We start from the raw sequence: 23,849 nt of genomic DNA, 5'->3' as shown, positions 1-23,849 counted from the left end.
CACATCATCGGACCGCACTATTACGTCTGGGCCTGGGCATTCCCGGCCGCTTCCCCGGCGGCTTTCCCCGCACGGTCTAACGAACGTAACGTACGAGCACCTCGACGTGGTGGGTCAGACCGAAAGCGTCGACGACCGTGACGGAGTCCGGACAGTAGCCGTGTTCGGCGAAAACCGCGGCGTCACGCGCCGCCGTCGCCGGATCGCAGCCGATATGCAGGACGGTGGCGGGACCACGTGTAGCGACCGTCTCAATGACTTTCCGGCCCGCGCCGGTGCGCGGCGGGTCCAGGACGACCACCGACGGAGGCGTGGCCCCGGGCGCCGCCCCACGCAGTGTGTCGACGCGTCCCGCGACATCTCCGTTCACGAACCGGACGTCGCGGTCCGCCAGGGTGTCGCGCCCGGCCGCGGTGGCAGGCGAGGCGATATCCACGCAGTCGACAGCGACACCCGGTGCCGCATCGCAGAGTGCAGCGGCGAACACCCCGGCGCCGCCGTAGAGGTCCCAGGCCAGTTCACTGTCCACCGGAGTGTGCGCTGTCACCCATCCGGAGTACATCCCGGCAGCAGCGCGATGGGCCTGCCAGAACGCCTCGGCCGGAACATGCCAGGAGCGTCCCCCGACGGTGCGCACCACATCCCCGGTCCCGCTGAGCACCCGGCGCTGCACAGTGTCGTGACGACGGCCCCGGGCCCTGCCACGTTGTCGACTCCGCTGCGGGCGCGGTAGCGGTGGGACCTCGACGATACTGCGGGCACCGTCGTCCCCCAGCGCCACACATACCTCAGCGCCCGGGGTGAGACTGTGTGCAGCGAGTTCGGTGGACAGCCCCTCCGCCAGATCCGGCGCCCACTGGGCACACTGCACCGCCGGGCTGTCCGGGCCGTCCGGGCCGTTCAGGGGAATCACCGCGGCGCTGCTTCTGCGACGGAGACCGGCGCGCCCGTCGGGGTCAACGCCGAGGCGTACCCGGGTGCGGTAACCGGTGAACGGGTCCGCCGACACACACTCCGGAGCCTTCCCGTCCGAGGCGGTATTCAGGTCGATGCCACCGATTCGCTGGAACTGTTCGGCGACGACCCGCCGTTTGACAGCGAGTGACCCTTCCTGGTCCACGAAGTCCAGGTCACAGCACCCCGCCCCCGCGGCGGCCGCGGGGCAGAGGGCCGGTACACGGTGTGGAGAGGCCTCCCCGATAGCCCGGGCGTCCGTCACAGTGGCGGTGAGAAACCGCTTGCCGGCCTTTCCGTCGTCGATGTGGACAGGCACGCCCTTCTCACCGGGCAAGGCGCCACGGACGAACACCACCTGGCCGTCCACACGTGCCACACCGGCCCCTCCGTGGGCGGGACCGAGGATGTCGACGGTGGTGACTGGACCGGTCATGCCGCACGCTCAGAAGCATTGGCTTTCCGGACGGCCCACACGGTCACCAGGACCACGACTGCCGTCAACGGCAGGCCCATGATGATCCGTGTGACACCGAGCGCGCCGACGGCATCGTCCTGGACGTAGAGCCACTGCTGGACGATGAAGCGCCCGAAGAAGACCACGGACCAGGCGAAAGTCGCCAGGCTGTAGGCCCGCACCGCAGTCCGGTTACTCCGCCAACGGTGACCGGACCCGTTAATACCGTGCCAGATCACGGCCACGAGAGGCCACCTGACCACGATGGACACAATGAAGACGATGCCTGCCACCAGCGAGTACCAGATGCCGTACGCGAAGTACCCCTTGGCATCGCCCAACAACCAGGCGATGACCGCGCACAGCCCCACCCCCATCAGCCCCGACACCGCAGGCATCAGCGTCTCTTTGCGTGCCAGACGCCAGAGGAAGACCAGCACGGAGACGGCGACAGCGGCGATCAGTGCCGGAGCCAGGCCCCAGCGTGAGTTCACCGGCACCAGGACCAGCACGGGGAGCACGGAAGCGACGAGCCCCGACAGTCCTCCGAGTTGCTCCAGCACAGTCGGTGCGGCCGTCTCCTCCGACTCCTCCCGGGGGCCCGGGGTCCCGTCGGTCACTCCCCGTCCTCCGGCTTCGCCTTGGCGGCGTCCTTCTGCCGCTGCTCGACGACCTTACGCAGTTCCTCCGCCATGGCCGCAGGGATCGTGACCGGCAGCGCCTGGCCGGCGGGCAGAGGATCGTCGCCGCGGTAGACGAAGGTACGTGAGATGACCTCGTAGGCGAGTTCCGCAAGCTGGTCCGCCTTGTCCGCCGGGCCCGCCAGCGTCATCCGCAGCATCCACCGCGGGCCGTCGACACCCACCACACGCATGGTGCCGGCTTTCATGGTGCCGACAAGCTCGGTCCCCCAGAGACTCTGCCCCTGCCGCACCTCGAGGCCATCGGCACTCATCCCCTTGGTGATCTCGGGAATGTTCTCCTCCCACTGCCGTCCGGAACGGGGGGCCGCCAGAGCCACCGGGGTCAGTCGGCCGAAAGGAGTGAGAATATGGATCATCTGCGGCCCCTTGGGGCCCATCTCCACCTGGACCTCACCGTTGTGCGGCACCGGCACACGCAGGGATCCGAGATCCAGACCACTTTTCGCGAAATCCGAGTAGTCGAACGTGGAGTAGTCCACCTTGTCCCCGTCGAAGGGGCCGAAATCCCCGTTGACCGGGTCGTAGGCTGAAGCTGTTTCGGGAACAGACGGCAGCTCCTGCGATCCGGCGCTGTCTGGACCGGTGTCCGGAACAGGGGCGGTCGAGGGGGTCGACTCCGACTCGCCGGTCTCACCGGTGCCGGCGTCTGCACCGGCGTTACCGTCGTTCTTCTTGCTGAAGGGCCACATGGTTGGGTTACTCCTCACTTCTCGGGGAAAGGGACGGGGCGGGCACGATGGTGGACAGTGATGGGGTGGAAACTCGGACCACGGACATGCGACGGATATGTACGTATATTTTCAGTCGCCCGTAGAGCCGTGGCCACCCGCACCACGCGCCGTGTCTCCGAGCCCGGCGATGTCAGCCACTTCCTCCACGGAACAGAGCGACACCTCCTGCACCAGGAACTGGGCGATACGGTCACCGCGGTTGATCGTCGCCGGGACCGCAGGATCGAGGTTGATCAGACAGACCTTCACCTCACCACGGTAGTCCGCGTCCACAGTCCCCGGGGAGTTCACGATGGAGATCCCCTTCTTCCAGGCCAGACCACTCCGGGGGTGAACCAGGCCGACGGTCCCGACCGGGAGTGCGACGGCTACTCCGGTCCTCACCAGTGCCCGCTCGCCGGGAGCCAGCGTCACGTCCTCGGCGCAGTGCAGGTCAAGTCCGGCGTCGCTGGGATGTGCCCGCGACGGCACGGGCAGGTCAGGGTCGAGTCGCACAATGCGCAACGGTGTGTCGAGACTGTCGGTCATGGTCACGGAGTCTACCGTCGGCTCCCGGTTACTGACAGCAGCGCCCGCAGGTTAGACTAAGGGATCGTGAGCGAGCCCGAGGTGACAGGAGATGACGTGCCACAGGATTCCGGAGAGAGCCGGCCCGGCGTGACCGGTCCGACCGTTCTCTACCGCGAGCGTCAGCGCGTCCCGTTGTCCTGGTGGCTGATCGGCCTGGGCGTCAGCACGCTGATCGGCTTCCAGGGGCAGATGAGCCGTGAATGGTACTGGGGGCTCGCACTCGGTCTCCTCGTGCTCGCTGCGGTCGTCTGGGCACTTGTGCACCTGTCGAGCAACGAGCTGATCGTCGAACAGGACGCCGACGGGGAAACCTGGCTGCGTGCCGGGGAGGCTTCCCTACCGACCTCGGTCGTCAGTCGCAGCCTGCCGGTCCCCCCCTCCGCCCGGAGTGCTGCCATGGGTCGTCAACTCGACCCCGCCGCCTTCGTCTACCACCGCCCCTGGATCCCCTCCATGGCGATGCTGGTGCTGGAGGACCCTGACGACCCCACCCCCTACTGGCTGGTGTCCACCAGCGAACCCGAGCAGTTGTTGACTGCGTTGGGGACCCCCCAGGTCTAGAGGAGAGGCTGAGAAAGGCCTGTACAGCCCCGCGGCAGGCTCGGTGCGCACACCTCCGTGGCTACTTCCTCCGGCGGATCACGCGCAGTCGATGCAGACCAGGTTCCCCTTGCCGTCATCTTCGGCGATCCGGCTACGGTGCTGGACCAGGAAGCAGACGGAGCAGGTGAACTCGTCGGTCTGACGGGGAATCACCGAACCGCTGAGTTCCTCGCCGGACAAGTCCGCCATGGGTACGTCGATAGGTTCGACAATGTCTCCGTCGTCGGTGTCGTCGACGGCGGGTTCGGCCTTCTCTGCGGCCTTCAGCCCCTCAAGGGAGTCGGTCTCGATCTCGTCTTCGGGGCGGGTACGGGGTGAGTCGTAGTCAGTCGCCATGATGATGCTCCTTGGTTCCGTTACCCGGCGGGGACAGATCCGATGCCGGATAAGGCTGTGAAGTTACAGATATGCAGGTGTGGTCACGTGTCAGCGAGAGCCGGAGCCCGTCAAGTCACCGGAAACCCTCACGCAACGACCGTGGAACACCCTGCCGGTAACGAAGCGTCAGCGGCGGATATTCCCGGCGTTTGACGCGCATACTAAAGCAGCAGCGAACCATTGTCACTTCACCGCACCGCCATCACCGCCACCCACACCGGGTACAAGCCCGCGACCAGCGGGAAGACGGCCGGTCACGGGTGCCCCTCGGACACAGGAAAGGTGATGCCGAGCACTTTGCCTGCAAGCTCATCAGCGATACCCGGAGCGGCTGCGAGGATTCCCGCCCCCTCATCCTGACCGGCAACCAGCGCAGGCATGAACACCACAGCTCCTGACCGTGCCGCGATGAGACTGCCGGCAGCATGGTCCCACGGTCCCAACCCGTGTTCGTAGTACGCGTCGAGCCGTCCCGTCGCCACGGCACACAGGTCCAGCGCCGCGGACCCCATCCGCCGTATGTCGCGGATCTCCGGGAGGAGGTCGACGAGGAGTTCCGCCTGAGCACGTCGGCGGGAAGACACATAGGAGAAACCGGTTCCCACCAGGGCCGTGGACAAATGCTGCAGTGCCCTCGGTACGGTCCCGTCGGTCACGTGGTCCTCACCGCACACCGTCGTCACCAGGTCACCACCCGCGCATGCCGAGTACACGGTTGTGTGGGAGATGTCGGCCACCGCTCCCGCAACCGGCATGCCGTCGACGCACGCTGCGATACTCACGGCGCTCGCAGGAATTCCGTACACCAGGTTGACCGTGCCGTCCACCGGATCGACCACCCACGTGACTCCCTTGTCTGCCAGAGCCCCTCCGTCCTCTTCACCCAGAACAGGATCTGCACCGGCCCCGCGGTTGGTGAGCTCACGGAGACGTCCCCGGATCAGGTCCTCACTCGAACGGTCGATCGCGGTGACCGGGTCAACGTCGGACGACTTCGTGTCCTCGACGTCGAGGCGTCCTGAGGTGCCGACCGCGAGAGCCCGCTCGCCCTGTACATGTGCGGCGGCCTCGGAGGCAACCGCTGCAGCGATATGCCGGAGATCGTCCGGCGAACGGCCCGCGAGTCGCTTCTGCGGTGCGTGAGGGTCGGAGGCGGTCGTGTCCCGGTCAAGTCGGATCAGATCACTCATGCCCAACATCCTGCCAGCACCCTGCGTCCCCGCGCCCGGCCCCCATGACTGCGGTAGCATGCGTTGTCATGACTGAAACACCCACGCAGGAGTCAGTGAACACCGGATACGGGGTTGACATCGGGGGCAGCGGGATCAAGGGGGCCCTGGTCGATCTCGACACCGGGGAGTTCATCGGTGACCGGATCCGGGTCGACACTCCCCGGCCCGCCACTCCTGAAGCTGTCGCCGACACTGTGGCTGCGCTGCTGGACGACGCGGGGTGGACAGGTCCTGTCGGTCTCACCGTGCCGGCCGTGGTCCGTAACCAGGTCGCGGTCACCGCGGCGAACATCGATCCCGCGTGGATCGGCACCGACTGCCAGGAACTCTTCGGCGAGCGCCTGGCTGTCGACGGGCACCGTCGCAGCGTCAGCGTACTCAATGACGCCGACGCCGCCGGCATGGCCGAAGCTGCCTACGGTGACGCATCCACGAACCAGGGCACGGTGCTCTTCCTGACCTTCGGCACCGGGATCGGCTCCGCCCTGCTCTACAGCGGTTCACTGTTCCCGAACACCGAACTCGGGCACCTGAACTTTCCCGCGATGGACGCCGAGAAATGGGCGTCCTCCGCCGTACGGGACCGGGAGGACCTCAGCTACAAGGAATGGGCGAAGCGCGTGGACCGGCTTCTCCACGAATACGTCCGCATCCTCAATCCGGCCAGGATCATCGTCGGCGGCGGGATCTCGAAGAAGCACCACAAGTGGCTCCCCGAGCTCACCGTGGACGCCGAAGTGGTTCCCGCGGCACTACTCAACCGCGCCGGTATCGTGGGGGCCGCACTGGCCGTCCGTGACAAGATGCGGCCCTGATCGCTGAAATTCAGCGCAACTGGGTTATAATTGGGGGTCGACTGTGCTCCTGACCAAGGACCACACACTGCAAGTCCCCTGACCCCGCAAGAAAGGTCTTTCGTGGCGGCCCACACCAGTTCCACCTCCGGTAACGACGCCGAGGGCATCGACGCCCCCGGCACTTCGGCATCGTCGGCCGGTCGAAGGGTGGCCAAGAAGACCACCGCGAAGAAGACCGTCCGCACGGCCGCACGCAAGGCGGCGTCTCCGGTGGCCCCGACCGCGTCCTCGGCTCCAGCCGAGTCGTCCCCCGTCTCCTCCACCGCTCCTTCCACGGACGAGGGTGCCCCCAAGCAGTCTGCGGCCAAGAAGGCGACCCGCAAGACATCCCAGAAATCTGCGGTCAAGAAGACCGCCGCCAAGAAGACCGCCAGGAAAACCGCGGCGAAGAAGACAGCCGCGAAGAAGGTTGCTGGACGCGCGGCCACGTCCGCTGTGACCGGTGACGAGGATCTCGCGAACGTTTCCGAACAGACCCGGCGCCAGGCGAAGGACGCGGACCCGGACGCCGCCGACGGCCAGGATGACGAGGACGAGTCCGCCGACGGTTTCGACGACATCGATGAACTGGACGACGACCTCGAGATCGACGGAGATGACGTCGACGAGGTCGATGACGTGGACGACGAGGATGAGGACACCACGTCTCCGGCCGTCGTGACCCCGGCGGGCGCCGTCACCGACGGCGACGACGATGAGGACGATGACGACGCCAAACAGGAGTCCGGCAGCTTTGTCTGGGACGAGGACGAATCCGCCGCTCTCCGTCAGGCGCGTAAGGATGCGGAACTGACCGCATCCGCGGACTCCGTGCGTGCCTACCTCAAGCAGATCGGCAAGGTCGCTCTGCTCAATGCCGAGCAGGAGGTCTCCCTGGCCAAGCGCATCGAGGCCGGCCTGTACGCGCACCACAAGATGGACGAGCTCAAGCAGAGCGGTGAGAAAGTCTCGCCCATGCAGCGACGGGATTTCCGTGAGATCGAACGGGACGGTCGTAAGGCCAAGAACCACCTTCTCGAGGCGAACCTGCGTCTGGTGGTGTCTCTGGCGAAGCGCTACACGGGCCGCGGCATGGCTTTCCTGGACCTCATCCAGGAGGGCAACCTCGGTCTGATCCGCGCGGTCGAGAAGTTCGACTACACCAAGGGCTACAAGTTCTCCACCTACGCCACCTGGTGGATCCGCCAGGCGATCACCCGCGCCATGGCCGACCAGGCACGCACCATCCGTATCCCGGTGCACATGGTCGAGGTCATCAACAAGCTGGGCCGTATCCAGCGCGAGCTGCTCCAGGACCTGGGCCGCGAACCCACCCCGGACGAGTTGGCCCGCGAGATGGACATCACCGTGGACAAGGTGCTGGAGATCCAGCAGTACGCCCGGGAGCCGATCTCCCTCGACCAGACCATCGGTGATGAAGGCGACAGCCAGCTCGGCGACTTCATCGAGGACTCCGAAGCGGTCATCGCCGTGGACGCGGTGAGTTTCACCCTGCTGCAGGACCAGCTCCAGGATGTGCTGCACACCCTGTCGGAGCGCGAGGCGGGCGTGGTCAAGCTGCGCTTCGGCCTCACCGACGGTATGCCGCGCACCCTCGACGAGATCGGGCAGGTCTACGGGGTGACCCGTGAGCGCATCCGTCAGATCGAGTCGAAGACCATGTCCAAGCTGCGTCACCCCTCCCGCTCACAGGTGTTGCGCGACTACCTGGACTGAGCCCGGCCAGCGCTCCCCCGCTGTCACCCCCGGGTTGTGTCGGTTTCCCTCAGAACACCGACACGACCCGGGGGTGACGTCTATGTCGTGCCGTCGCGACGATCCTCCATGCACTGACGTAGTTCGTCAGTGGAGGTCGACGAGCAGTCCTCGAGCGACTGTGCGGTGCTGTTGGTCACGACACCGGCCAGTGCCACCGCAACGATGGAGACCGCGACCGCGACCATCGGATAACCACGGCTCCGGTGTGTCGAACGCAGCGCGACGATCAGGGAGATCAGGGAAACCAGCAGGACGACTACACTGATGATCAGGCCCAGCCACGGGAACAGTGCCGCAGGCAGGGCCAGCACCGCCAGGACGACAGCCGCCAGTCCCAGTCTGCTCTGGGTGCGCGGAGAACCCGGTACCGACGTTCCGGGATTGTCGGGACGCCGTCCGGGAGTATTCTTCGCCATACCGCCAGTTTAACCGACGCAACCCGCTGTCCCGGAAGCGATCACCAGTCCCGGAGGTACGCGATACGGTCGCGGAGCTGCTCCGCGGTACAGAGGGCTGTCGGTGGGCCACCGCAGTTCCGTCGCACCTCGTTGTGGATGGCTCCGTGAGGCCGTCCGGTGCGCTGGGACTTCGCGCCGACGAGTGCGTTGAGTTTCTTGCGTAACGCGGGAAGCTCCTCACTGGCGACCTTCTTCCGGGACCTGTCGTCACCGCCTTCCGAACCGGCAGCCCGTGCCTGCCCTGCCTGTCTGGCCTCGCGCTCCCGGTTGTCCAGTTGACTGGACTGCCGTGCCCGGAGCAGCGTCCTCATCTGTTCGGCGTCAAGAAGTCCCGGCAGCCCGAGATACTCCTGTTCCTCCGCGGATCCGGTCATCGTGGCGGTGCCGTAGGTGGACCCGTCGAAGATGAGGCTCTCCAGCTCCGCCTCCGCCCCCAGGGTCTCGTAACCACCGGGCTCGTCGGGTTCCGTCTCCTCCCTGTTCGCCTGTGCCAGCAACTCGTCGTCCCACCCTTCGTTGGGACGGTCCGGCTTACCGAGGACGTGATTTCGCTGACGCTCCATGTTGGACGCCAGGTCAAGCAGCACCGGCACGCTGGGAAGGAAGACGCTGGCGGACTCGCCAGGTCGCCGAGAACGAACGAAACGGCCGATGGCCTGTGCGAAGAAGAGGGGAGTCGATGCCGAGGTCGCGTAGACGCCGACCGCGAGACGTGGAACGTCAACTCCCTCGGAGACCATGCGCACCGCGACCATCCACTGTTCGGTGGAATCGGAGAACTCCTTGATCCGGTCACTGGAGCCCTGCTCGTCGGACAGGACGACCGTCACCTTCGTACCGGTGATCTTCTCCAGAATCGCGGCATACGCACGTGCCGTCGTCGTGTCCGTGGCGATGACCAGGCCACCGGCATCCGGAATCGACTCGCGCAGCTGCATCAGGCGGGTATGCGCTGCACTGAGCACAGCGGGGATCCACTCGCCCTTGGGGTCCAACGCAGTCTTCCAGGCACGCGCGGTCTGCTCGGCGTTCAGAGGAGTTCCCAGGCGAGCCTCGTACTCCTCACCCGCGCTGTCCCGCCACCGTGCCTGACCCGAGTAGGCCAGGAAGACCACCGGCCGCACGACACCGTCCGCGAGTGCGTCTGAGTAGCCGTAGGTGTAGTCGGACTGGGAGACCAAGGCCCCGTCGACGTCCTTGTACTGGACGAAAGGGATCTCCGAATCGTCCGACCGGAACGGGGTGCCGGTCAGGGCGAGTCGACGTTCAGCCTGTTCATAGGCGAAACGTACGCCGTCACCCCAGCTCTTCGCGTCGCCGGCGTGATGTATCTCGTCGAGAATCACCAACGTCTTGCGGGCGGTGGCGACCTGGTAGTGCTTCGTCGGTTTCATCCCGACCTGGGCGTACGTCACCGCCACACCGTCGTGGGCGTTGTTCACCGCCGATGAGTTGGTGAACTCCGCGTCAATGGATATCCCCTGCCGCGCGGCGGCCTGGGACCACTGGGTCTTGAGGTGCTCGGTCGGCACCACGATGACCAGTCGCTGCACGACGCGGCTGTCGAGCAGCATGCGGGCGACCGTCAACGCGAAGGTGGTCTTTCCCGCACCAGGAGTCGCCACCGCGAGGTAATCCTGCGGTGCAGCGTCGATGTAACGTCGGAGTGCGGCCTGCTGCCAGGCACGGAGTGTGCCGTATGCGGTGGCCTGACTCACTTCTTCCGGAGCCCCTGGTAGATGCTCTCGCAGTCGGGACAGACCGGGGATCCGGGCTTCGCCTGTTTGGTCACCGGGAAGGTCTCGCCGCAGAGGGCGACAACCATCTTCCCGTTGATCGCGGAGTCGACGATCTTGTCCTTCTTGACGTAGTGGAAGAACTTCGGGGTGTCGTCCGAGGTCTTGTCTTCGGTCCGGACGTCGGGCCGCTCAATCGTTGTCGTTCCAGGAGTAGTCACGTCCCCATGATGCCCTCCCCTGCCCGTGTTTTCCACCCGCGCCGGTCGACGAATGCTTCTGCGGGCGGTCCCGAGGGTTGTGGTCGGCGGGCACGGGACTACGGTTGTGGCCATGTCCCAGCACCAGTCCCGTCGGCGTCGAGGTGACGACGTGTCGGTCATCACCGATGCCCGTCGGTCGCCCCTGGACGACTGGCGCCACCGACGGCACCTGTATGCGGCACTGCAGCTGGCACGCATTCCGCTCCTCGGCGCCGCGGTCGCGGCATACGCCTGGCTGCACAGTCCCGCCCTCGCTGCAGTCTTCGCGGTGATCTCCCTGCCGCTCCCCTGGGTTGCGGTCCTGTTGGCCAACGAAAAGACCGACGACCGGGAGAAGGGCCAGCCCAAGGTGTACAAACCGGCGCTCGCCCGGCAGTACCGCGACAGCATCAGCAATCCCCAGGTGGGCGGTACCGTCCGCGGACAACTCGACGCACCGCGTGAAGGGACCGGGTACACCGTGATCGACGCAGAAACTGACGGGCCCATCCACCCTGATCCCACTGACAACCCCGATACCTCCGCATGGGAGAGACATGAAGACGCCGACGACACCGACCACCCAGACGACACTGGCCGTTGACGCCGTTGACGCCGTTGACGCCGATGCCCCATGCCTCGGAGACCTCGTTCTCGCGCTCACGGCCATGGACTACGGCACCCCGCTGCTTCTCCGGAGTCTCGGGAGACAGGGCCATGCCGAGGCGCTCGCCGGCAACCCGGGAGGTGCCGAATGGCACCTTGAGAACCGTGCCACCGCAGAAGGCGGGAGCGTCTCACCCCGCGACGTCCTGGTCACGCGTGCTTTCTTCCTGCGTATGCCCGTCGACCGTGGTGAACTCGCCCGGGTCCTGGGAACCTCGCTCGTCGAGGAACTGTTCACGGCCGGTGCTCTGTCCACTGCACCGGACACCGAAGGACCGACCGCGGTCCGTTCGCAGGTCGACGTCCGGCCCGTGGCGCACAGTGCGCACCGGCCGGACGGCAGTGAGACACTTGTCGTCTCGGACCCGGACGCCTCGCTTGAAGTGAGAATTCCTCGCGCCGACCATGTGCCGGGCGTCGGACAAGCGCCGTTGACGCTGCTCAACCAGGTCCCGTCCACACCCGCCGGTCGGCTACTCGACCTCGGCACCGGCTCCGGCGTTCTGGCGATGATGGTGGACGCTGACGAGACCGTCGCCACGGACATTCACAACCGCGCACTGGGATTCGCCCGGGCCTCGCAGCGCTCAGTGGCTGACCGAACCATCGACTGGCGTCGGGGAAGCTGGTTCGAACCGGTATCAGGCGAAGAGTTCGACCGTATCGTCTCCAATCCACCGTTCGTCGTCGGCCCTCCCGTGGACGGCCAGATCTACCGCGACTCCGGTCTCGACCTCGACGACGCCACCCGCACAGTAGTACAGGGCGCGGTCAAGCACCTCTCCCCCGGCGGCACCGCCCACCTCCTCGGGGCGTGGGCGACATCCCTCGCTGAATCCGCCGCCAGCCGTGTCGCCAGCTGGATCCCTGCAGAGGGGATCCGCGCCTGGATTGTCCAGCGCGATGAGGTCACCCCGTCGTTCTATGTCCGTACCTGGACCGCCGACGCGTCAGTCGACCTACGGACGCAGACGGGCCAGGCACAAGTACGGCGGTGGCTCGACTACCTCGGCAGCCGGGACATCGCCAGGATCGGCATGGGGTACGTCCACCTGCAACGCATTGACGGCCCGTCCGAAGTCACGTTCGAGGTTATCGACTCGCCTGATCTCGGTTACTTCGGGGACGAGGTCGCAGAGTACTTCACACGCGCAGAATGGCTGGCCCACCAGGACGCCGAGGACATCCTGGACAACCGGTTCCAGCTGCGCCCCGGACTCGCCCGCGAGAACATCGAGCTCTCGCGGGCCGGAGTGCCCGGCGACGACACCGACCCCGGCACCGACCCCGGCTTCCGGCCTGAAACCATCAGGATCACCCGGACCGACGGCCCCGGCTTCAGCCACGACATCGACGAAGCCCTCTCATCCGTGCTCGCCGGACTCTCTCCCCACGGCCTGAGTCTCCGGGACATCGCCGGACTGTACTGTGCGGTCAACGACCTCGACGATCACGACTTCACCCGGGCGCTTGTCCCGCTGATCGTCGATCTCGTACGCCACGGCATGGTTCTCCCCTCGGCGCTCCTCGAGGACGCCCGATGAAGGCCGTCATCAGTACAGTCGGCAGCGCACACGTGACGGTCGACGGCGTGACCGTGGGTTCGGTCGATGCCGACCGGAACGGTGAAGGACGGGGTGCTCTCCTGGCCCTGCTAGGTGTCGGGCGTGACGACAGCCCCGACGCCTGGCGGACCATGGCCAGGAAGATCGCGGAGCTACGGATCCTCCCACCTGTCGGGGCGTCATGGGAGGAAGGCCGCGATGCAGGCGCCCAGGACAACGGTGCCGAGATCCTCCTGGTCAGCCAGTTCACCCTCATGGGTGCCACCGCCAAAGGGCGGCGCCCGTCCTGGTCAGCCGCCGCACCGGGGAGCGTCGCTGAAGAAGTGATCTCCCGGATCACCGAGGACCTCCGCAACCGTGGCCTCCGGGTCGAGACCGGAACTTTCGGGGCCATGATGGAGGTCAGTTCAACCAATCTCGGCCCTTACACGGTCACGGTCGACGCCCCCTAAGGGCGGGGGTGGCCGCACGATAGTGACACCCCCCACAATAGGGGAACCGAAAGTGCTTTTACGCGCCCTCCACCTGCGCATTCACTCCCCTTTCCCGCGAGACACTTAGGCCCGGAACAATTTCCGGCCGCGACCCGTTGGACTGGTCAGAGCTTCCGACACCGAACCCAGGAGGTCAACCAGATGGGCACCCGCACGACGAAGAACTCCGGCACACCGGACGAGAACGACATCTTGGAGACCACCCGAGACAGCGCGGATACCCCGGCGGAAATCGACGAGCTCGGGGATGTCACAGCCACACCGTCAGACGAAGGCACCTCGGACAACATTACCGAGAACGCATCGGACGACGAGGCCTCCGAGGACAAGGGCCGCCGCCGGGGCAACAACGAGAACCCGTCGGCCGACCTGGTCCGTGTCTACCTCAACGGCATCGGGAAGACGGCACTGCTGACCGCCGACGACGAGGTGGAACTGTCCAAGCGCATCGAGGTCGGCCTGTACGCCGAACACCTTCTTGAGAGTGGTGACAAGCTGACTCGCGCAGCCAAGCGTGATATGAAGGTCCTCGCCCGTGAGGGTCGTGCAGCGCGCACCCATCTCCTGGAAGCGAACCTCCGGCTCGTCGTTTCCCTGGCGAAGCGCTACACAGGCCGTGGCATGCCACTGCTCGACCTGATCCAGGAAGGAAATCTCGGGCTCATCCGTGCGATGGAGAAGTTCGACTACGCCAAGGGATTCAAGTTCTCGACCTACGCCACCTGGTGGATCCGCCAGGCGATCACGCGGGGCATGGCTGACCAGTCCCGGACAATCCGGCTGCCTGTGCATCTCGTCGAGCAGGTCAACAAGCTTTCCCGGATCAAGAGGGAGATGTACCAGCACCTGGGACGTGAGGCGACCAATGAGGAACTCGCCGATGAGTCGGGGATCGACGAGTCGAAGATCGAGATGCTCCTCAAACAGTCCCGCGACCCGGTAAGCCTCGACATGCCTGTCGGTTCCGACGAGGAGGCACCGCTGGGTGACTTCATCGAGGATTCCGAGGCGACCGACGCCGAGGCTGCGGTCGTCGCTTCTCTGCGCCACTCAGACGTCCGTGCCGTACTCGACACGCTGGAGGAGCGGGAACAGGACGTGATCAAACTGCGTTACGGGCTCGACGACGGCATGCCCCGTACTCTCGATCAGATCGGCCGGAGTTTCGGCCTGTCGCGAGAGCGCGTGCGACAGATCGAGCGCGAGGTCATGACGAAGCTCCGTGAAGGTGACCGGGCAGCCCGGCTGCGCGAATACGCGGTCTGACGGGGAGGGACGAGCTCTCGACCCGACCGCCTCGCTGGGCGGGTCCGACCACTCAACCACGTGCGTCCTTAACCGTGTACGTTGTAGGTCACCACTGTGTGAATAAACCCGCGAATGCGACCGTGAATCTCTCTGGTCGCATATGTCAGAGAAAGGCCATGGTCGAGTGAAGGACCTCGTCGATACCACCGAGATGTACCTCCGGACGATCTATGAACTGGAGGAGGAGGGCATTCCTCCGCTCCGCGCGCGGATCGCCGAGCGTCTTGAGCAGTCCGGTCCAACTGTGAGCCAGACCGTGGCCCGCATGGAACGGGACAACCTGCTCTGGATCGCAGACGACCGCTCCCTCAAGTTGACGGAGGAAGGCCGGGAGCACGCTACCGCGGTAATGCGTAAGCACCGTCTGGCCGAGCGCCTGCTCGTCGACGTGATCGGGCTGCCGTGGGAGTCCGTCCACGATGAGGCATGCCGGTGGGAGCACGTCATGGGCGATGAGGTCGAGAAGCGTCTGCTGGCGGTCCTCGACGACCACAACACCTCTCCGTTCGGCAACCCGGTGCCGGGTCTCGAGAAGCTCGGCGAGTCTTCTGTCGGCAACCCGGACAATTCCCACCGCGCCTCAGATATCGACCTGAGCTCCCCGCGCAAGGCCACGATCGTCAGTTTCAACGAGATCGTCCAGGTCGAACACAAGGTCATCGGCAAGCTGGGACAGCACGGTATCCGACCAGGAACCACCGTGACGATCCAGGACACACCGGAGGGCCTCACGCTGCAGACACCCGAAGGTGACAGTGTGGTCGTCCCGGAGGAACTGGGCCATGCCATCCGTATCGTCGTCGAGGAGAACTAGTCGCTGATGGGGCTCGTTGAAGGAGACCACGTCCTCGTCACCGGCGGTGCCGGGTATGTCGGGAGCGTGTGCGCCACAGTGCTCTGTGAACACGGATACCGGGTGACGGTGATCGACGACCTTTCCACCGGTAACCGTGAGGCCGTCCCTGCCGCCGCGGCTTTCCTTGAGGGCGATGTCCTGGATCGGGCTCCCGAAGCTCTCGCGGACGACTGCGCCGCAGTGTTTCACTTCGCCGCGAAATCCCTCGTCGGCGAATCCGTCGAGTCACCTGACATCTACTGGCACGGCAACGTGGTCACCTCGTTGCAACTTCTCGACCTGATGCGGGCCCACGGAGTGGACAATCTGGTCTTCTCCTCGACTGCGGCCTGCTACGGCGAGCCCGGGGAAGTTCCGATCACCGAGGAGATGCCCACCTCCCCGACGAACCCCTACGGTGCCTCCAAACTGTCGATCGACCAGATCATCACCTCTTACGCGCACGCCTACGGGCTCGGCGCGACGAGTCTGCGTTACTTCAACGTGGCCGGTGCGTACGGCCCCACCGGCGAGAACCGTGTGGTGGAAACACATCTGATCCCTTTGGTTCTTCAGGTTGCGCTGGACGCACGTGACCGGATCATGGTCTTCGGCGACGACTGGCCGACCTCTGACGGCACGTGCGTCCGTGACTACATCCACATCCGGGATCTCGCCGATGCGCATCTACTCGCCGCACGTTCGAACTCCGCCGGTACTCACCGCATCTTCAATCTCGGCTCAGGGGACGGCTACAGCGTCCAACAGGTCATCGACACCTGCAGGGAGGTCACCGGGCACCCCATTCCGGCGGTCACCGCACCCCGCCGCGCCGGCGACCCCGCGACACTGATCGCGTCCTCTGCCCGTGCAATCAACGAGCTCGGCTGGTCCCCCACGCGTAGCGACCTGCACACCATCGTCTCGGATGCGTGGGCTTTCACTTCCCGGCTCGGCGACCGAGCGCATTTCGCACGACGGTGAGCGCCTGACGGTCCAGGATCGAACCCAGTAGTCGCGCATAGCCGCTGTCGGTGCCTGCCGGATCCCGTTTCTTCTCGTCGTCGAGCTGGGTAATTCCCTGGTCCAGGATGCTCCGGACCGCCCTGGCGGCAGACCCGTCCGACACCCCGTCCCATATGACGCCCGCCAGTGACATCGTCAACAGCTCATCCCCGAGCTGTTCGGTATTGTCGATGACCTCAGGCAACATTCCCGCGCCACGTCCCTCGTCCATCTCCTGGAGACACCGTCGTACTGCACGGTGTCCCAAGGCCCCGTGATTTCCGCACCATCCCAGTACCGAGATCAGGAGGAGGGCGCGACTCCGGAGCGAGCGCCGTCCCAACGCCGCTGTCTCCAGCAGCAGTGCCATCACGACGGTCGCGCTACCCCCCGCTGCCAGCGCCACCAGCGACGGGAACAAACTGACCCGGGTACAGAACGTGAAAAGCTGTTCGGCCGTGCCTGGTACGGCGAGTGCCCGCCGAACCTCACGACGCGCGCTGAGGAGCATGGAGGTGTCCCCCGGGTCCCGCGACTCCACCTCCCCACGTATCCCTGCCACCAGTCGGCAGACGTCCTCCGGAGACCAGGATCTGCCGTGTCCGGGAGTGGCAACACCGGTGGTCCAGCTCGCCGGGAGCAGCGACCGCACCACCTCATCGTCGACCGGGTCAAGTTCCCTGTCCATCGACTCCGATGTGGCCCCCGAGTCGTGCACCGTCGTATCCCCCGACGACAGGATCGGACTGACCTGCGGATCATCGATGCTGCCCCGACAGTGGATCCGCCATCCATCGTCCTGGCCCTCCTGGTGGACATGGCACCACACACCGCCGTCATGAAGGGTTTCAGTGACATATACCCCACTCACATCGACCGCGTTGTCGTACAACTCGCACAGTGCCGCTCCGAGTACGTCCGACGTAAGACCGTCAAAGGGCCAGACACCGGGAGCGACGACAACGACCGCTGCCTTTGCGCCGGGCATGTCGTACACTGCCCCGCACAACGCGTCTGCGCCCGCAGCTGCCGCCTCCGGTACAAGATCGGTTCGAACGACAGGTCCGACGGACTCGAGGCGCTCCTGGTGGTAGGTCAGGCCGATAAGGACGATGCTGGCCGTCGGGGTGAAGCCGAGAAGTCCAGGGACCGCAGCGATGAGCCCACCGGGACCACTGTCTATGACGACGGGCGTACCGGAATCCCTGGATTCGCGCCGGCCCCCGGCACCGGGAATTCCGGGGCCGCGCGATCTGTTGTGCTGTGTGGAAGTCATGGAGACATCCTCCACCGGAGAACAGCCCGCGATTCTTCTGCTCCGACGGTTCAGCCAGGAGCATGTGGACAATCCGCACCCTGTGGAGATCCCCTGGTGCGGGAACGGCGACTGGTAGAGTAGTTGCACTGCGTCGCACGTCAGTGAAGGGAGCACACCGCATATGTCCGACAGCAATCGTATGTACGAACTTGAGTACCCCGGCCCCTCGGCTCAGTCCGGCGACGGAGAAGACGGTCTGTCAATGGTCATCGCTCTCCAGGGTTACGCCGACGCCGGTCAGGGGGTGCGGCAGGCAAGCCAGCACCTCCTCCAGGCGCTCGATCACTCAGCGGTAGCCACGTTCAATGTCGACGAACTGATCGACTACCGGTCGCGACGCCCCGGGGTCACCCTCGACCACGGGCGGGTCGTGGACCGGGAGAACCTGACACTGACCCTGTACCGCATGGAGGATTCGGACGGCCAGCCGTTCATGCTGCTCTCCGGGCCTGAGCCGGATCTACGGTGGGAGGCCTTCAGCAGGGCTGTCGCCGAACTCGCCTCACGCTCCGGGGTTGACCGTGTCGTCACGTTCTACGCCGCACCGATGACCGTGCCTCACACACGTCCTCTGATCGTCACGGCCCACGGCTCAGACTCCTCCCTGACCCGGGACCTGCGTAGCTGGGAGTCACGGATGATCATTCCCGGGTCCGCGATGCTGGACGTCGAACTGCTGTTGTCGCGGGGCGGCCTCTCCACTCTGGGGCTCACCGCCCACGTCCCCCACTACATCGCGGCATCTGACTACCCGGAAGCTGCCTACGGCCTGCTCCACACCCTCGAGTCTGTCGCCGACCTCAACCTGCCCCTCCGCGCCCTGGAAGCGGACATGGACAAGGTCCGCCAGCAGCTGGCGGACCAGGTCGACGACTCGGCTGAGATCGCCTCCGTCGTCGGTGCCCTCGAGCGGCAGTACGATGAGGACCAGTCCCGCCAGCGCAAGCGGAAGGACAACGCACTCCTCGCTCCCGGCCAAGAGGTGCCGTCGGGTGAGGAGATCAGCGCCGAAGTCGAGCGGTTCCTCGCCAGTGCCATCGACGCGAGCGACGATGGCGACGGGTCAGCTGACGACAGCGACGATGGCGACGATGCCGAGAACGGCCAGCATCCCACAGACGACGATCCCGACAACCGCGACAGGTAACGACACAGGTGACGACACCCGCAACTGACTCCACGCTCTCCGCCCTCCTGCCCGATCTCGATGAAGTGCCGGAGAGTCTGGTCGATGACGCGGTTCTCGAGTCGTTCCTGGCCTGGGCCCGCGACCGCGGGCTCTCCCTGTATCCCGCTCAGGAGGAGGCTGCGGTGGCTCTCGCCGCCGGCGACAACGTTATTCTGGCGACCCCGACCGGGTCCGGGAAGTCGTTGGTGGCCACTGCAGCCCACTTCATCGCCCTCGCACACGGCCAACGTACCTTCTACACCGCACCGATCAAGGCGCTGGTCAGTGAGAAGTTCTTTTCCCTCTGTGAGATCTTCGGTCCTGCGCATGTCGGCATGATGACCGGCGACGCCACGGTCAACGGTAACGCGCCCGTCATTTGCGCGACAGCCGAGGTCGTCGCCAATATCGCGCTCCGCGACGGTGCTGCAGCGGATATAGACCAGGTGGTGATGGATGAGTTCCACTACTACTCGGAGCCGGATCGCGGGTGGGCATGGCAGGTGCCGCTTCTCAGTCTTCCCCGGGCCCAGTTCCTCCTCATGAGTGCGACCCTGGGCAACACGACGTGGTTGGAAGACGACCTCACTCGTCGCACCGGGCGGACGACAACACCGGTGACTGGAACCGTCCGACCCGTGCCACTGGACTTCGACTTCGTGTACTCGCCGGTGCACGAGACCCTGCAGGACCTCGTCGACGCAGGGAAAGCACCGGTGTACATCGTCCATTTCTCCCAGCGTGAAGCTGTCGAACGCGCACAGGCACTGACCAGCATGACCTTCGTCGACAAAGAGCGCAAGGCAGAGATCGCATCGGCCATCGGCGACTTCCGGTTCACCTCGGCCTTCGGTAAGACGCTGTCCGGCCTTCTGAGGAAGGGGATCGGCATCCACCATGCGGGGATGCTGCCGAAGTACCGGAGGCTGGTCGAGAAGCTCGCTCAACAGGGACTGCTCAGCGTGATCTCGGGCACCGACACACTCGGCGTCGGCATCAACGTGCCGATTCGCACGGTGTTGATGACCGGGTTGGCGAAGTACGACGGAATCAAGCACCGCATTCTCAAGTCCCGTGAGTTCCATCAGATCGCGGGCCGCGCGGGGCGTGCCGGCTACGACACCGAGGGCACCGTGGTGGTGGAGGCACCGGAGCACGAGATCGAGAACTACCGTCTCCGTCAACGGGCCGGATCAGACCCGAAGAAACTGAAGAAACTCCGGAAGAAGTCGGCCCCCGAGGGTCGGGCGACGTGGACGAAGTCGACGTTCGACAGGCTCACCACCGCCGAACCCGAAGAACTCGTCAGCCAGTTCCAGATGTCACACTCGATGTTGATCAACGTGGTCGCCCGAGATGAGTGGACCTATTCCGCGTTGAAAGGACTCCTGAGGGACAACCACGACACCCGTGCCAAACAGAACCGGGACATTCTGATGACCATCGACCTGTACCGCGGGCTGCTGCGCACCCAGATCGTCGAGGAGGTCGAGGCTGACACGCCATCCGGGAAGGACGCAGGGTTGACCCGGGAGCTACAACGGGACTTCGCCCTCAACCAGCCCCTGTCGCCTTTCGCCCTCGCTGCTTTCGATCTCCTCGATCCGGAATCCGACACCTACACGCTCGACGTGATCAGCACCGTCGAGGCCATCCTGGACAATCCGAACCAGGTCCTCACTGCGCAGCAGCGCGAGCGTCGGGGTCAGGAGATCGCCGCGCTGAAGGCCGAAGGGGTCGACTACACCGAACGCATGGCCATCGTCGAAGACATCACGTGGCCGAAACCCCTCGAAGAGGAACTTGAGCAGGCCTACGACATCTTCTGCGAGTCCAACCCCTGGGCGACGGAGTTCGACCTGGCACCGAAGTCAGTGGTCCGGGACATGATAGAGAGGGCCATGACCTTCTCCGACCTGATCGCCACCTACTCACTGGCGAGATCAGAAGGCGTGGTGCTGCGGTATCTCACGGATGCCTGGCGCACCCTCTCGCACACCGTCCCGCCGGAGCACCGCAGCGATGAGCTGGAGGACATCATCGTCTGGCTCGGCGAACTCATTCGCCAGGTTGACTCGTCGCTGGTCGATGAATGGTCTGCAATGGCGGATCCGGACAAACCGGTCACCGACGAACAGGTGGCGGAGCACGCTTTCGGCGTGGACGACCCGACCAGGCTCAGTGCCAATCCCCGGGCTCTACGCCGCATGGTGAAGAACCACTTCTTCAGGCATGTGGAACTGTTCGCCTTCGAGAAGGAGAACGAGCTCGCGGCAATGGACGACTACCTCACCGATCCTCCGGACTGGCCCGCGGAGATGGACGCCTACTTTGACGAATACGCCGATATCGGGGTCGATGCCGGGGCGCGCTCCCCTGACATGGTCATCATCACTGAGGAACCGAAGTACTGGAATGTCCGGCAGATTCTCGACGACCCCGACGGTGACCACGGTTGGGCGTTTGAAGGCGTCGTGGACCTGGACGCCTCTGACGAGGCCGGGGATGTCCGGCTCAGTGCGCTCCGGGTGATCCAGGGCTGAGACGGGATTCCAGTACCTCCCGGTTCGTCGCCACACCCGATTTGAAGGCACCGGTCACGATGCCACCGATGGTCCTGAAGGCATCGTCCCGATTGGAGCTGGAACGGTAGCTCAGATTGACGGTCCTCCCCGCAGTCGCAGCACCACCGTCGAATGTCGCCAGCGCGACCCCGGGGCGATCGCACTCGGCCGCGACCGCACTGATCGGCACCAGTGTGCAGCCCAGACCGCCGATGACACACTGAACCACCGTCGACAGGCTCGCCGCCCTGGTAACTGACCGTGCGGGATCGACGGTGAGCGACGCCGACCGGCACAGGTCCAGCACCTGGTCACGGAGACAGTGCCCGTCGTCCAGTAGCAGCAGGTCAAGGGAGTCCAGCTCATCAAGGGTCACATCACGTCGGCCCGCGAGACGGTGGTTCTCCGGAAGTACGAGGACAAATTCCTCACGGTAGAGCTCGATCTGTTCGATACCGGCGCCCGCGACAGGAGAAGCGACGACCACAGCATCCAGCCCGCCTTGGCGGAGGGAGTCGACGAGGCTGCTCGTCTTCTCCTCGACGATCTTCGGCTCGAGTTCGGGTGCCACCGAGGGGAGCGACTGAAGCAGAGCCGGCAGGATGAAGGGTGCGATGGTGGGGATGATCCCCAGTGCCATGGAACCGGCCAGCCCACCGTGAGCTCCCCGTGCATGGCTGATGAAAGTGTCGAGACTGTCAAGGGTGGCCTGCGCATACGGCAGCAGGTCCCGTCCGACGTCGGTGACGATGACTTTCCGGGTTGACCTCTCGATCAACTGGACCCCCAGACCGTTCTCCAGCGCGGCGAGCCCCTGCGACAGCGATGGCTGGGAGATCCCCAGCTGCTGGGCCGCAGCGCCGAAATGCCCGTGTTCAGCCACGGTGGCGAAGGTCCTCAATTGCGCGATCGTCGGCCGGTAATCCTTATTGACCATGCCTATCACTTTACATTATCCACGAAAGTTAAACCTATCCACTATGGACGATAGGACATAGCTATCTGTCTGCGACGATCAATCAGTTATACCTTTGCACAAGTTCTGGATTCATGGCATAATCGACCGTGCTCAAGACGACAACGAGCGTCCGAATTTCACGACCCCAGGAGGCATGAACCATGTCCATTCTCACCGTCGGTGACCATTTCCCCGAGTTCAATCTCACCGCGCTCAAGGGCGGCGACCTGCACGAGGCGAACGCCCAGCAGCCGGACGACTACTTCGAGGACGTGAGCCTCGACAAGTACCAGGGCAAGTGGAAGGTCGTGTTCTTCTACCCGAAGGACTTCACTTTCGTCTGCCCCACCGAGATCGCCGCTTTCGGCAAGCTGGACGAGGAGTTCCAGGACCGCGACACGCAGATCCTCGGCGGCTCGACCGACAACGAGTTCGCCCACTTCAACTGGCGTGCAACCCACCCCGAACTCAAGGGTGTCCCGTTCCCCATGTTCGCTGATGTGCGTCACGACCTGATCCGCGCCCTGGGTGTCGAGAACGCCGACGGCGTCGCGGACCGCGCCACCTACATCGTCGACCCCGACAACGTCATCCAGTTCGTCTCGGTGACCCCGGATGCTGTCGGCCGCAATGTCGACGAGGTGCTGCGTGTCCTCGATGCACTGCAGTCCGAAGAGGTCTGTGCCTGCAACTGGCAGGCCAACGACCCCACCAAGAACATCAACAAGATGGACGTCGTCCAGGAGGCACTGAAGTAATATGTCGATCGACAACCTGAAGTCCGGTCTGCCCGAGTACGCCAAGGACCTGAAGCTCAACCTCAGCAGCCTCGCACGCTCCACGGAGCTGACCGAGCAGCAGTTGTGGGGTACCTTCGTCGCCTCCGCGGCGGCATCCCGCAACGACCAGGTTCTGTCCGAGATCTCCGACGAGGCCAAGTCGCACCTGTCCGACGAGGCCTACGAAGCCGCACTCGCTGCAGCGTCGATCATGGCGATGAACAACGTCGCCTACCGTGCCCGTGGCTGGCTCGGTGACGACTACACCCAGGTCCGTATGGGTCTGCGGATGAACGTCATCAGCAAGCCGGGAATCGAGAAAGTCGACTTCGAACTCTTCTCGCTGGCCGTGTCGACCATCAACGGTTGCGAGCACTGCACCATCGCCCACGAGAAGACCGTGCGCGATGAAGGTCTGACCAAGGAGCAGGTCTTCGAGGCAGTCAAGGTCGCCGCCGTGGTCCAGGGTGTCGCCCAGGCGATCGACATCGAGGACGCACGCTAGAGCG

The 23,849-nt window shown here is 65.0% G+C and carries 24 protein-coding genes; 13 read left to right on the top strand and 11 right to left on the bottom strand.

Annotation, left to right across the window (positions count from 1 at the left end):
* Positions 1 to 76: 76 nt before the first annotated feature.
* The 4 genes from FS507_RS00820 to dut all read right to left on the bottom strand — a co-directional run bounded on the left by FS507_RS00820 (position 77) and on the right by dut (position 3,374).
* Positions 77 to 1,390 carry a class I SAM-dependent RNA methyltransferase gene (locus FS507_RS00820; protein ID WP_145940960.1) on the bottom strand — a complete coding sequence of 438 codons (1,314 nt, stop codon included), beginning with the start codon at positions 1,388 to 1,390 and terminating at the stop codon, positions 77 to 79.
* A complete protein-coding gene (locus FS507_RS00815) occupies positions 1,387 to 2,031 on the bottom strand; it encodes a DUF3159 domain-containing protein (protein WP_145940959.1) in 645 nt (214 codons plus the stop codon). Before FS507_RS00815 ends, FS507_RS00820 begins: the two co-directional genes overlap by 4 nt.
* Positions 2,028 to 2,804, bottom strand: a complete 777-nt coding sequence (locus FS507_RS00810) for a DUF3710 domain-containing protein (RefSeq protein ID WP_145940958.1) — start codon at positions 2,802 to 2,804, stop codon at positions 2,028 to 2,030. Before FS507_RS00810 ends, FS507_RS00815 begins: the two co-directional genes overlap by 4 nt.
* Positions 2,805 to 2,915: 111 nt before the next feature.
* Positions 2,916 to 3,374: a dUTP diphosphatase gene (gene dut, locus FS507_RS00805; protein WP_145940957.1), complete on the bottom strand. Its 459-nt coding sequence runs from the start codon at positions 3,372 to 3,374 to the stop codon at positions 2,916 to 2,918.
* 66 nt (positions 3,375 to 3,440) lie between these two features.
* Between dut and FS507_RS00800 the strand changes: the two genes are divergently transcribed.
* Positions 3,441 to 3,977 (top strand): DUF3093 domain-containing protein, encoded by a 537-nt coding sequence (locus FS507_RS00800; protein WP_145940956.1) that lies wholly within the window; start codon positions 3,441 to 3,443, stop codon positions 3,975 to 3,977.
* Between the two features lie 78 nt (positions 3,978 to 4,055).
* Here FS507_RS00800 and FS507_RS00795 read toward each other — a convergent pair whose 3' ends face one another.
* Positions 4,056 to 4,355 carry a DUF4193 domain-containing protein gene (locus tag FS507_RS00795; protein ID WP_145940955.1) on the bottom strand — a complete coding sequence of 100 codons (300 nt, stop codon included), beginning with the start codon at positions 4,353 to 4,355 and terminating at the stop codon, positions 4,056 to 4,058.
* Between the two features lie 296 nt (positions 4,356 to 4,651).
* Positions 4,652 to 5,587 carry an inositol monophosphatase family protein gene (locus FS507_RS00790; RefSeq protein WP_145940954.1) on the bottom strand — a complete coding sequence of 312 codons (936 nt, stop codon included), beginning with the start codon at positions 5,585 to 5,587 and terminating at the stop codon, positions 4,652 to 4,654.
* A 68-nt stretch (positions 5,588 to 5,655) separates the two neighbouring features.
* Here FS507_RS00790 and ppgK point away from each other — a divergent pair, with 68 nt between their 5' ends.
* Positions 5,656 to 6,444, top strand: coding sequence for a polyphosphate--glucose phosphotransferase (gene ppgK, locus FS507_RS00785; RefSeq protein WP_145940953.1), 789 nt, complete (start codon positions 5,656 to 5,658; stop codon positions 6,442 to 6,444).
* A 102-nt stretch (positions 6,445 to 6,546) separates the two neighbouring features.
* On the top strand, positions 6,547 to 8,202 hold the full coding sequence (locus FS507_RS00780) for an RNA polymerase sigma factor (protein WP_145940952.1): 1,656 nt from the start codon (positions 6,547 to 6,549) through the stop codon (positions 8,200 to 8,202).
* Positions 8,203 to 8,282: 80 nt separating this feature from the next.
* Here the strand turns inward: FS507_RS00780 and FS507_RS00775 are convergent, their stop codons facing one another.
* Genes FS507_RS00775 through FS507_RS00765 form a run of 3 tightly spaced genes read right to left on the bottom strand, consistent with a single transcriptional unit; the run spans position 8,283 to position 10,659 of the window.
* The gene (locus FS507_RS00775) at positions 8,283 to 8,660 is read right to left on the bottom strand and encodes a hypothetical protein (protein WP_145940951.1); all 378 of its coding nucleotides are present in this window, start codon (positions 8,658 to 8,660) and stop codon (positions 8,283 to 8,285) included.
* A 41-nt stretch (positions 8,661 to 8,701) separates the two neighbouring features.
* Positions 8,702 to 10,420 carry a DEAD/DEAH box helicase gene (locus tag FS507_RS00770; RefSeq protein ID WP_145940950.1) on the bottom strand — a complete coding sequence of 573 codons (1,719 nt, stop codon included), beginning with the start codon at positions 10,418 to 10,420 and terminating at the stop codon, positions 8,702 to 8,704.
* Complete coding sequence (locus FS507_RS00765; protein WP_038548366.1) at positions 10,417 to 10,659, bottom strand: DUF3039 domain-containing protein; 243 nt, start codon at positions 10,657 to 10,659, stop codon at positions 10,417 to 10,419. The genes FS507_RS00770 and FS507_RS00765 overlap by 4 nt, the downstream gene beginning before the upstream one ends.
* A gap of 112 nt (positions 10,660 to 10,771) precedes the next feature.
* On the opposite strand from FS507_RS00765, the gene FS507_RS00760 reads away from it, so the two are divergent.
* From FS507_RS00760 to galE, 6 genes are all read left to right on the top strand, one after another.
* Positions 10,772 to 11,284, top strand: coding sequence for a DUF3099 domain-containing protein (locus FS507_RS00760; RefSeq protein ID WP_260853077.1), 513 nt, complete (start codon positions 10,772 to 10,774; stop codon positions 11,282 to 11,284).
* Positions 11,238 to 12,890, top strand: a complete 1,653-nt coding sequence (locus FS507_RS00755) for a DUF7782 domain-containing protein (RefSeq protein ID WP_145940949.1) — start codon at positions 11,238 to 11,240, stop codon at positions 12,888 to 12,890. Before FS507_RS00760 ends, FS507_RS00755 begins: the two co-directional genes overlap by 47 nt.
* On the top strand, positions 12,887 to 13,363 hold the full coding sequence (gene dtd, locus FS507_RS00750; RefSeq protein WP_145940948.1) for a D-aminoacyl-tRNA deacylase: 477 nt from the start codon (positions 12,887 to 12,889) through the stop codon (positions 13,361 to 13,363). The genes FS507_RS00755 and dtd overlap by 4 nt, the downstream gene beginning before the upstream one ends.
* Before the next feature lie 183 nt (positions 13,364 to 13,546).
* A complete protein-coding gene (locus FS507_RS00745) occupies positions 13,547 to 14,671 on the top strand; it encodes a sigma-70 family RNA polymerase sigma factor (RefSeq protein ID WP_260853076.1) in 1,125 nt (374 codons plus the stop codon).
* A 166-nt stretch (positions 14,672 to 14,837) separates the two neighbouring features.
* Positions 14,838 to 15,527, top strand: a complete 690-nt coding sequence (locus FS507_RS00740) for a metal-dependent transcriptional regulator (RefSeq protein ID WP_145940947.1) — start codon at positions 14,838 to 14,840, stop codon at positions 15,525 to 15,527.
* Between the two features lie 6 nt (positions 15,528 to 15,533).
* Positions 15,534 to 16,532: a UDP-glucose 4-epimerase GalE gene (galE, locus tag FS507_RS00735; protein WP_145940946.1), complete on the top strand. Its 999-nt coding sequence runs from the start codon at positions 15,534 to 15,536 to the stop codon at positions 16,530 to 16,532.
* Here galE and FS507_RS00730 read toward each other — a convergent pair.
* Positions 16,489 to 17,829: a DUF4192 family protein gene (locus tag FS507_RS00730; RefSeq protein ID WP_145940945.1), complete on the bottom strand. Its 1,341-nt coding sequence runs from the start codon at positions 17,827 to 17,829 to the stop codon at positions 16,489 to 16,491. The genes galE and FS507_RS00730 overlap by 44 nt on opposite strands.
* Positions 17,830 to 17,992: 163 nt before the next feature.
* On the opposite strand from FS507_RS00730, the gene FS507_RS00725 reads away from it, so the two are divergent.
* Both FS507_RS00725 and FS507_RS00720 read left to right on the top strand, forming a co-directional pair.
* A complete protein-coding gene (locus FS507_RS00725) occupies positions 17,993 to 19,018 on the top strand; it encodes a PAC2 family protein (protein WP_145940944.1) in 1,026 nt (341 codons plus the stop codon).
* Between the two features lie 8 nt (positions 19,019 to 19,026).
* Positions 19,027 to 21,582: a DEAD/DEAH box helicase gene (locus FS507_RS00720; protein ID WP_145940943.1), complete on the top strand. Its 2,556-nt coding sequence runs from the start codon at positions 19,027 to 19,029 to the stop codon at positions 21,580 to 21,582.
* On the opposite strand, the gene FS507_RS00715 is transcribed toward FS507_RS00720, so the two are convergent.
* Positions 21,554 to 22,540: a hydrogen peroxide-inducible genes activator gene (locus FS507_RS00715; RefSeq protein ID WP_145940942.1), complete on the bottom strand. Its 987-nt coding sequence runs from the start codon at positions 22,538 to 22,540 to the stop codon at positions 21,554 to 21,556. The genes FS507_RS00720 and FS507_RS00715 overlap by 29 nt on opposite strands.
* A gap of 182 nt (positions 22,541 to 22,722) precedes the next feature.
* Here FS507_RS00715 and FS507_RS00710 point away from each other — a divergent pair, with 182 nt between their 5' ends.
* A complete protein-coding gene (locus tag FS507_RS00710; RefSeq protein ID WP_145940941.1) occupies positions 22,723 to 23,319 on the top strand; it encodes a peroxiredoxin in 597 nt (198 codons plus the stop codon).
* 1 nt (position 23,320) lies between these two features.
* Positions 23,321 to 23,845 (top strand): carboxymuconolactone decarboxylase family protein, encoded by a 525-nt coding sequence (locus FS507_RS00705; protein WP_145940940.1) that lies wholly within the window; start codon positions 23,321 to 23,323, stop codon positions 23,843 to 23,845.
* Positions 23,846 to 23,849 lie beyond the last annotated feature (4 nt).

Origin of the sequence: Corynebacterium glyciniphilum AJ 3170, assembly GCF_007673095.1 — a bacterium.
In the GTDB taxonomy this organism is placed as follows: domain Bacteria; phylum Actinomycetota; class Actinomycetes; order Mycobacteriales; family Mycobacteriaceae; genus Corynebacterium.
Note: the sequence above shows the minus strand (reverse complement) of the source record. Positions and strands in the feature narration are given on the sequence as shown.

Excerpts from the sequence above, each read along its gene's own strand:
- FS507_RS00820 (WP_145940960.1), bottom strand. The coding sequence starts at position 1,390 with ATGACCGGTCCAGTCACCACCGTCGACATCCTCGGTCCCGCCCACGGA.
- FS507_RS00810 (WP_145940958.1), bottom strand. The coding sequence starts at position 2,804 with ATGTGGCCCTTCAGCAAGAAGAACGACGGTAACGCCGGTGCAGACGCC.
- dut (WP_145940957.1), bottom strand. The coding sequence starts at position 3,374 with ATGACCGACAGTCTCGACACACCGTTGCGCATTGTGCGACTCGACCCT.
- FS507_RS00795 (WP_145940955.1), bottom strand. The coding sequence starts at position 4,355 with ATGGCGACTGACTACGACTCACCCCGTACCCGCCCCGAAGACGAGATC.
- FS507_RS00790 (WP_145940954.1), bottom strand. The coding sequence starts at position 5,587 with ATGAGTGATCTGATCCGACTTGACCGGGACACGACCGCCTCCGACCCT.
- ppgK (WP_145940953.1), top strand. The coding sequence starts at position 5,656 with ATGACTGAAACACCCACGCAGGAGTCAGTGAACACCGGATACGGGGTT.
- FS507_RS00775 (WP_145940951.1), bottom strand. The coding sequence starts at position 8,660 with ATGGCGAAGAATACTCCCGGACGGCGTCCCGACAATCCCGGAACGTCG.
- FS507_RS00760 (WP_260853077.1), top strand. The coding sequence starts at position 10,772 with ATGTCCCAGCACCAGTCCCGTCGGCGTCGAGGTGACGACGTGTCGGTC.
- FS507_RS00755 (WP_145940949.1), top strand. The coding sequence starts at position 11,238 with ATGAAGACGCCGACGACACCGACCACCCAGACGACACTGGCCGTTGAC.
- dtd (WP_145940948.1), top strand. The coding sequence starts at position 12,887 with ATGAAGGCCGTCATCAGTACAGTCGGCAGCGCACACGTGACGGTCGAC.
- FS507_RS00745 (WP_260853076.1), top strand. The coding sequence starts at position 13,547 with ATGGGCACCCGCACGACGAAGAACTCCGGCACACCGGACGAGAACGAC.
- galE (WP_145940946.1), top strand. The coding sequence starts at position 15,534 with ATGGGGCTCGTTGAAGGAGACCACGTCCTCGTCACCGGCGGTGCCGGG.
- FS507_RS00730 (WP_145940945.1), bottom strand. The coding sequence starts at position 17,829 with ATGACTTCCACACAGCACAACAGATCGCGCGGCCCCGGAATTCCCGGT.
- FS507_RS00725 (WP_145940944.1), top strand. The coding sequence starts at position 17,993 with ATGTCCGACAGCAATCGTATGTACGAACTTGAGTACCCCGGCCCCTCG.
- FS507_RS00715 (WP_145940942.1), bottom strand. The coding sequence starts at position 22,540 with ATGGTCAATAAGGATTACCGGCCGACGATCGCGCAATTGAGGACCTTC.
- FS507_RS00710 (WP_145940941.1), top strand. The coding sequence starts at position 22,723 with ATGTCCATTCTCACCGTCGGTGACCATTTCCCCGAGTTCAATCTCACC.
- FS507_RS00705 (WP_145940940.1), top strand. The coding sequence starts at position 23,321 with ATGTCGATCGACAACCTGAAGTCCGGTCTGCCCGAGTACGCCAAGGAC.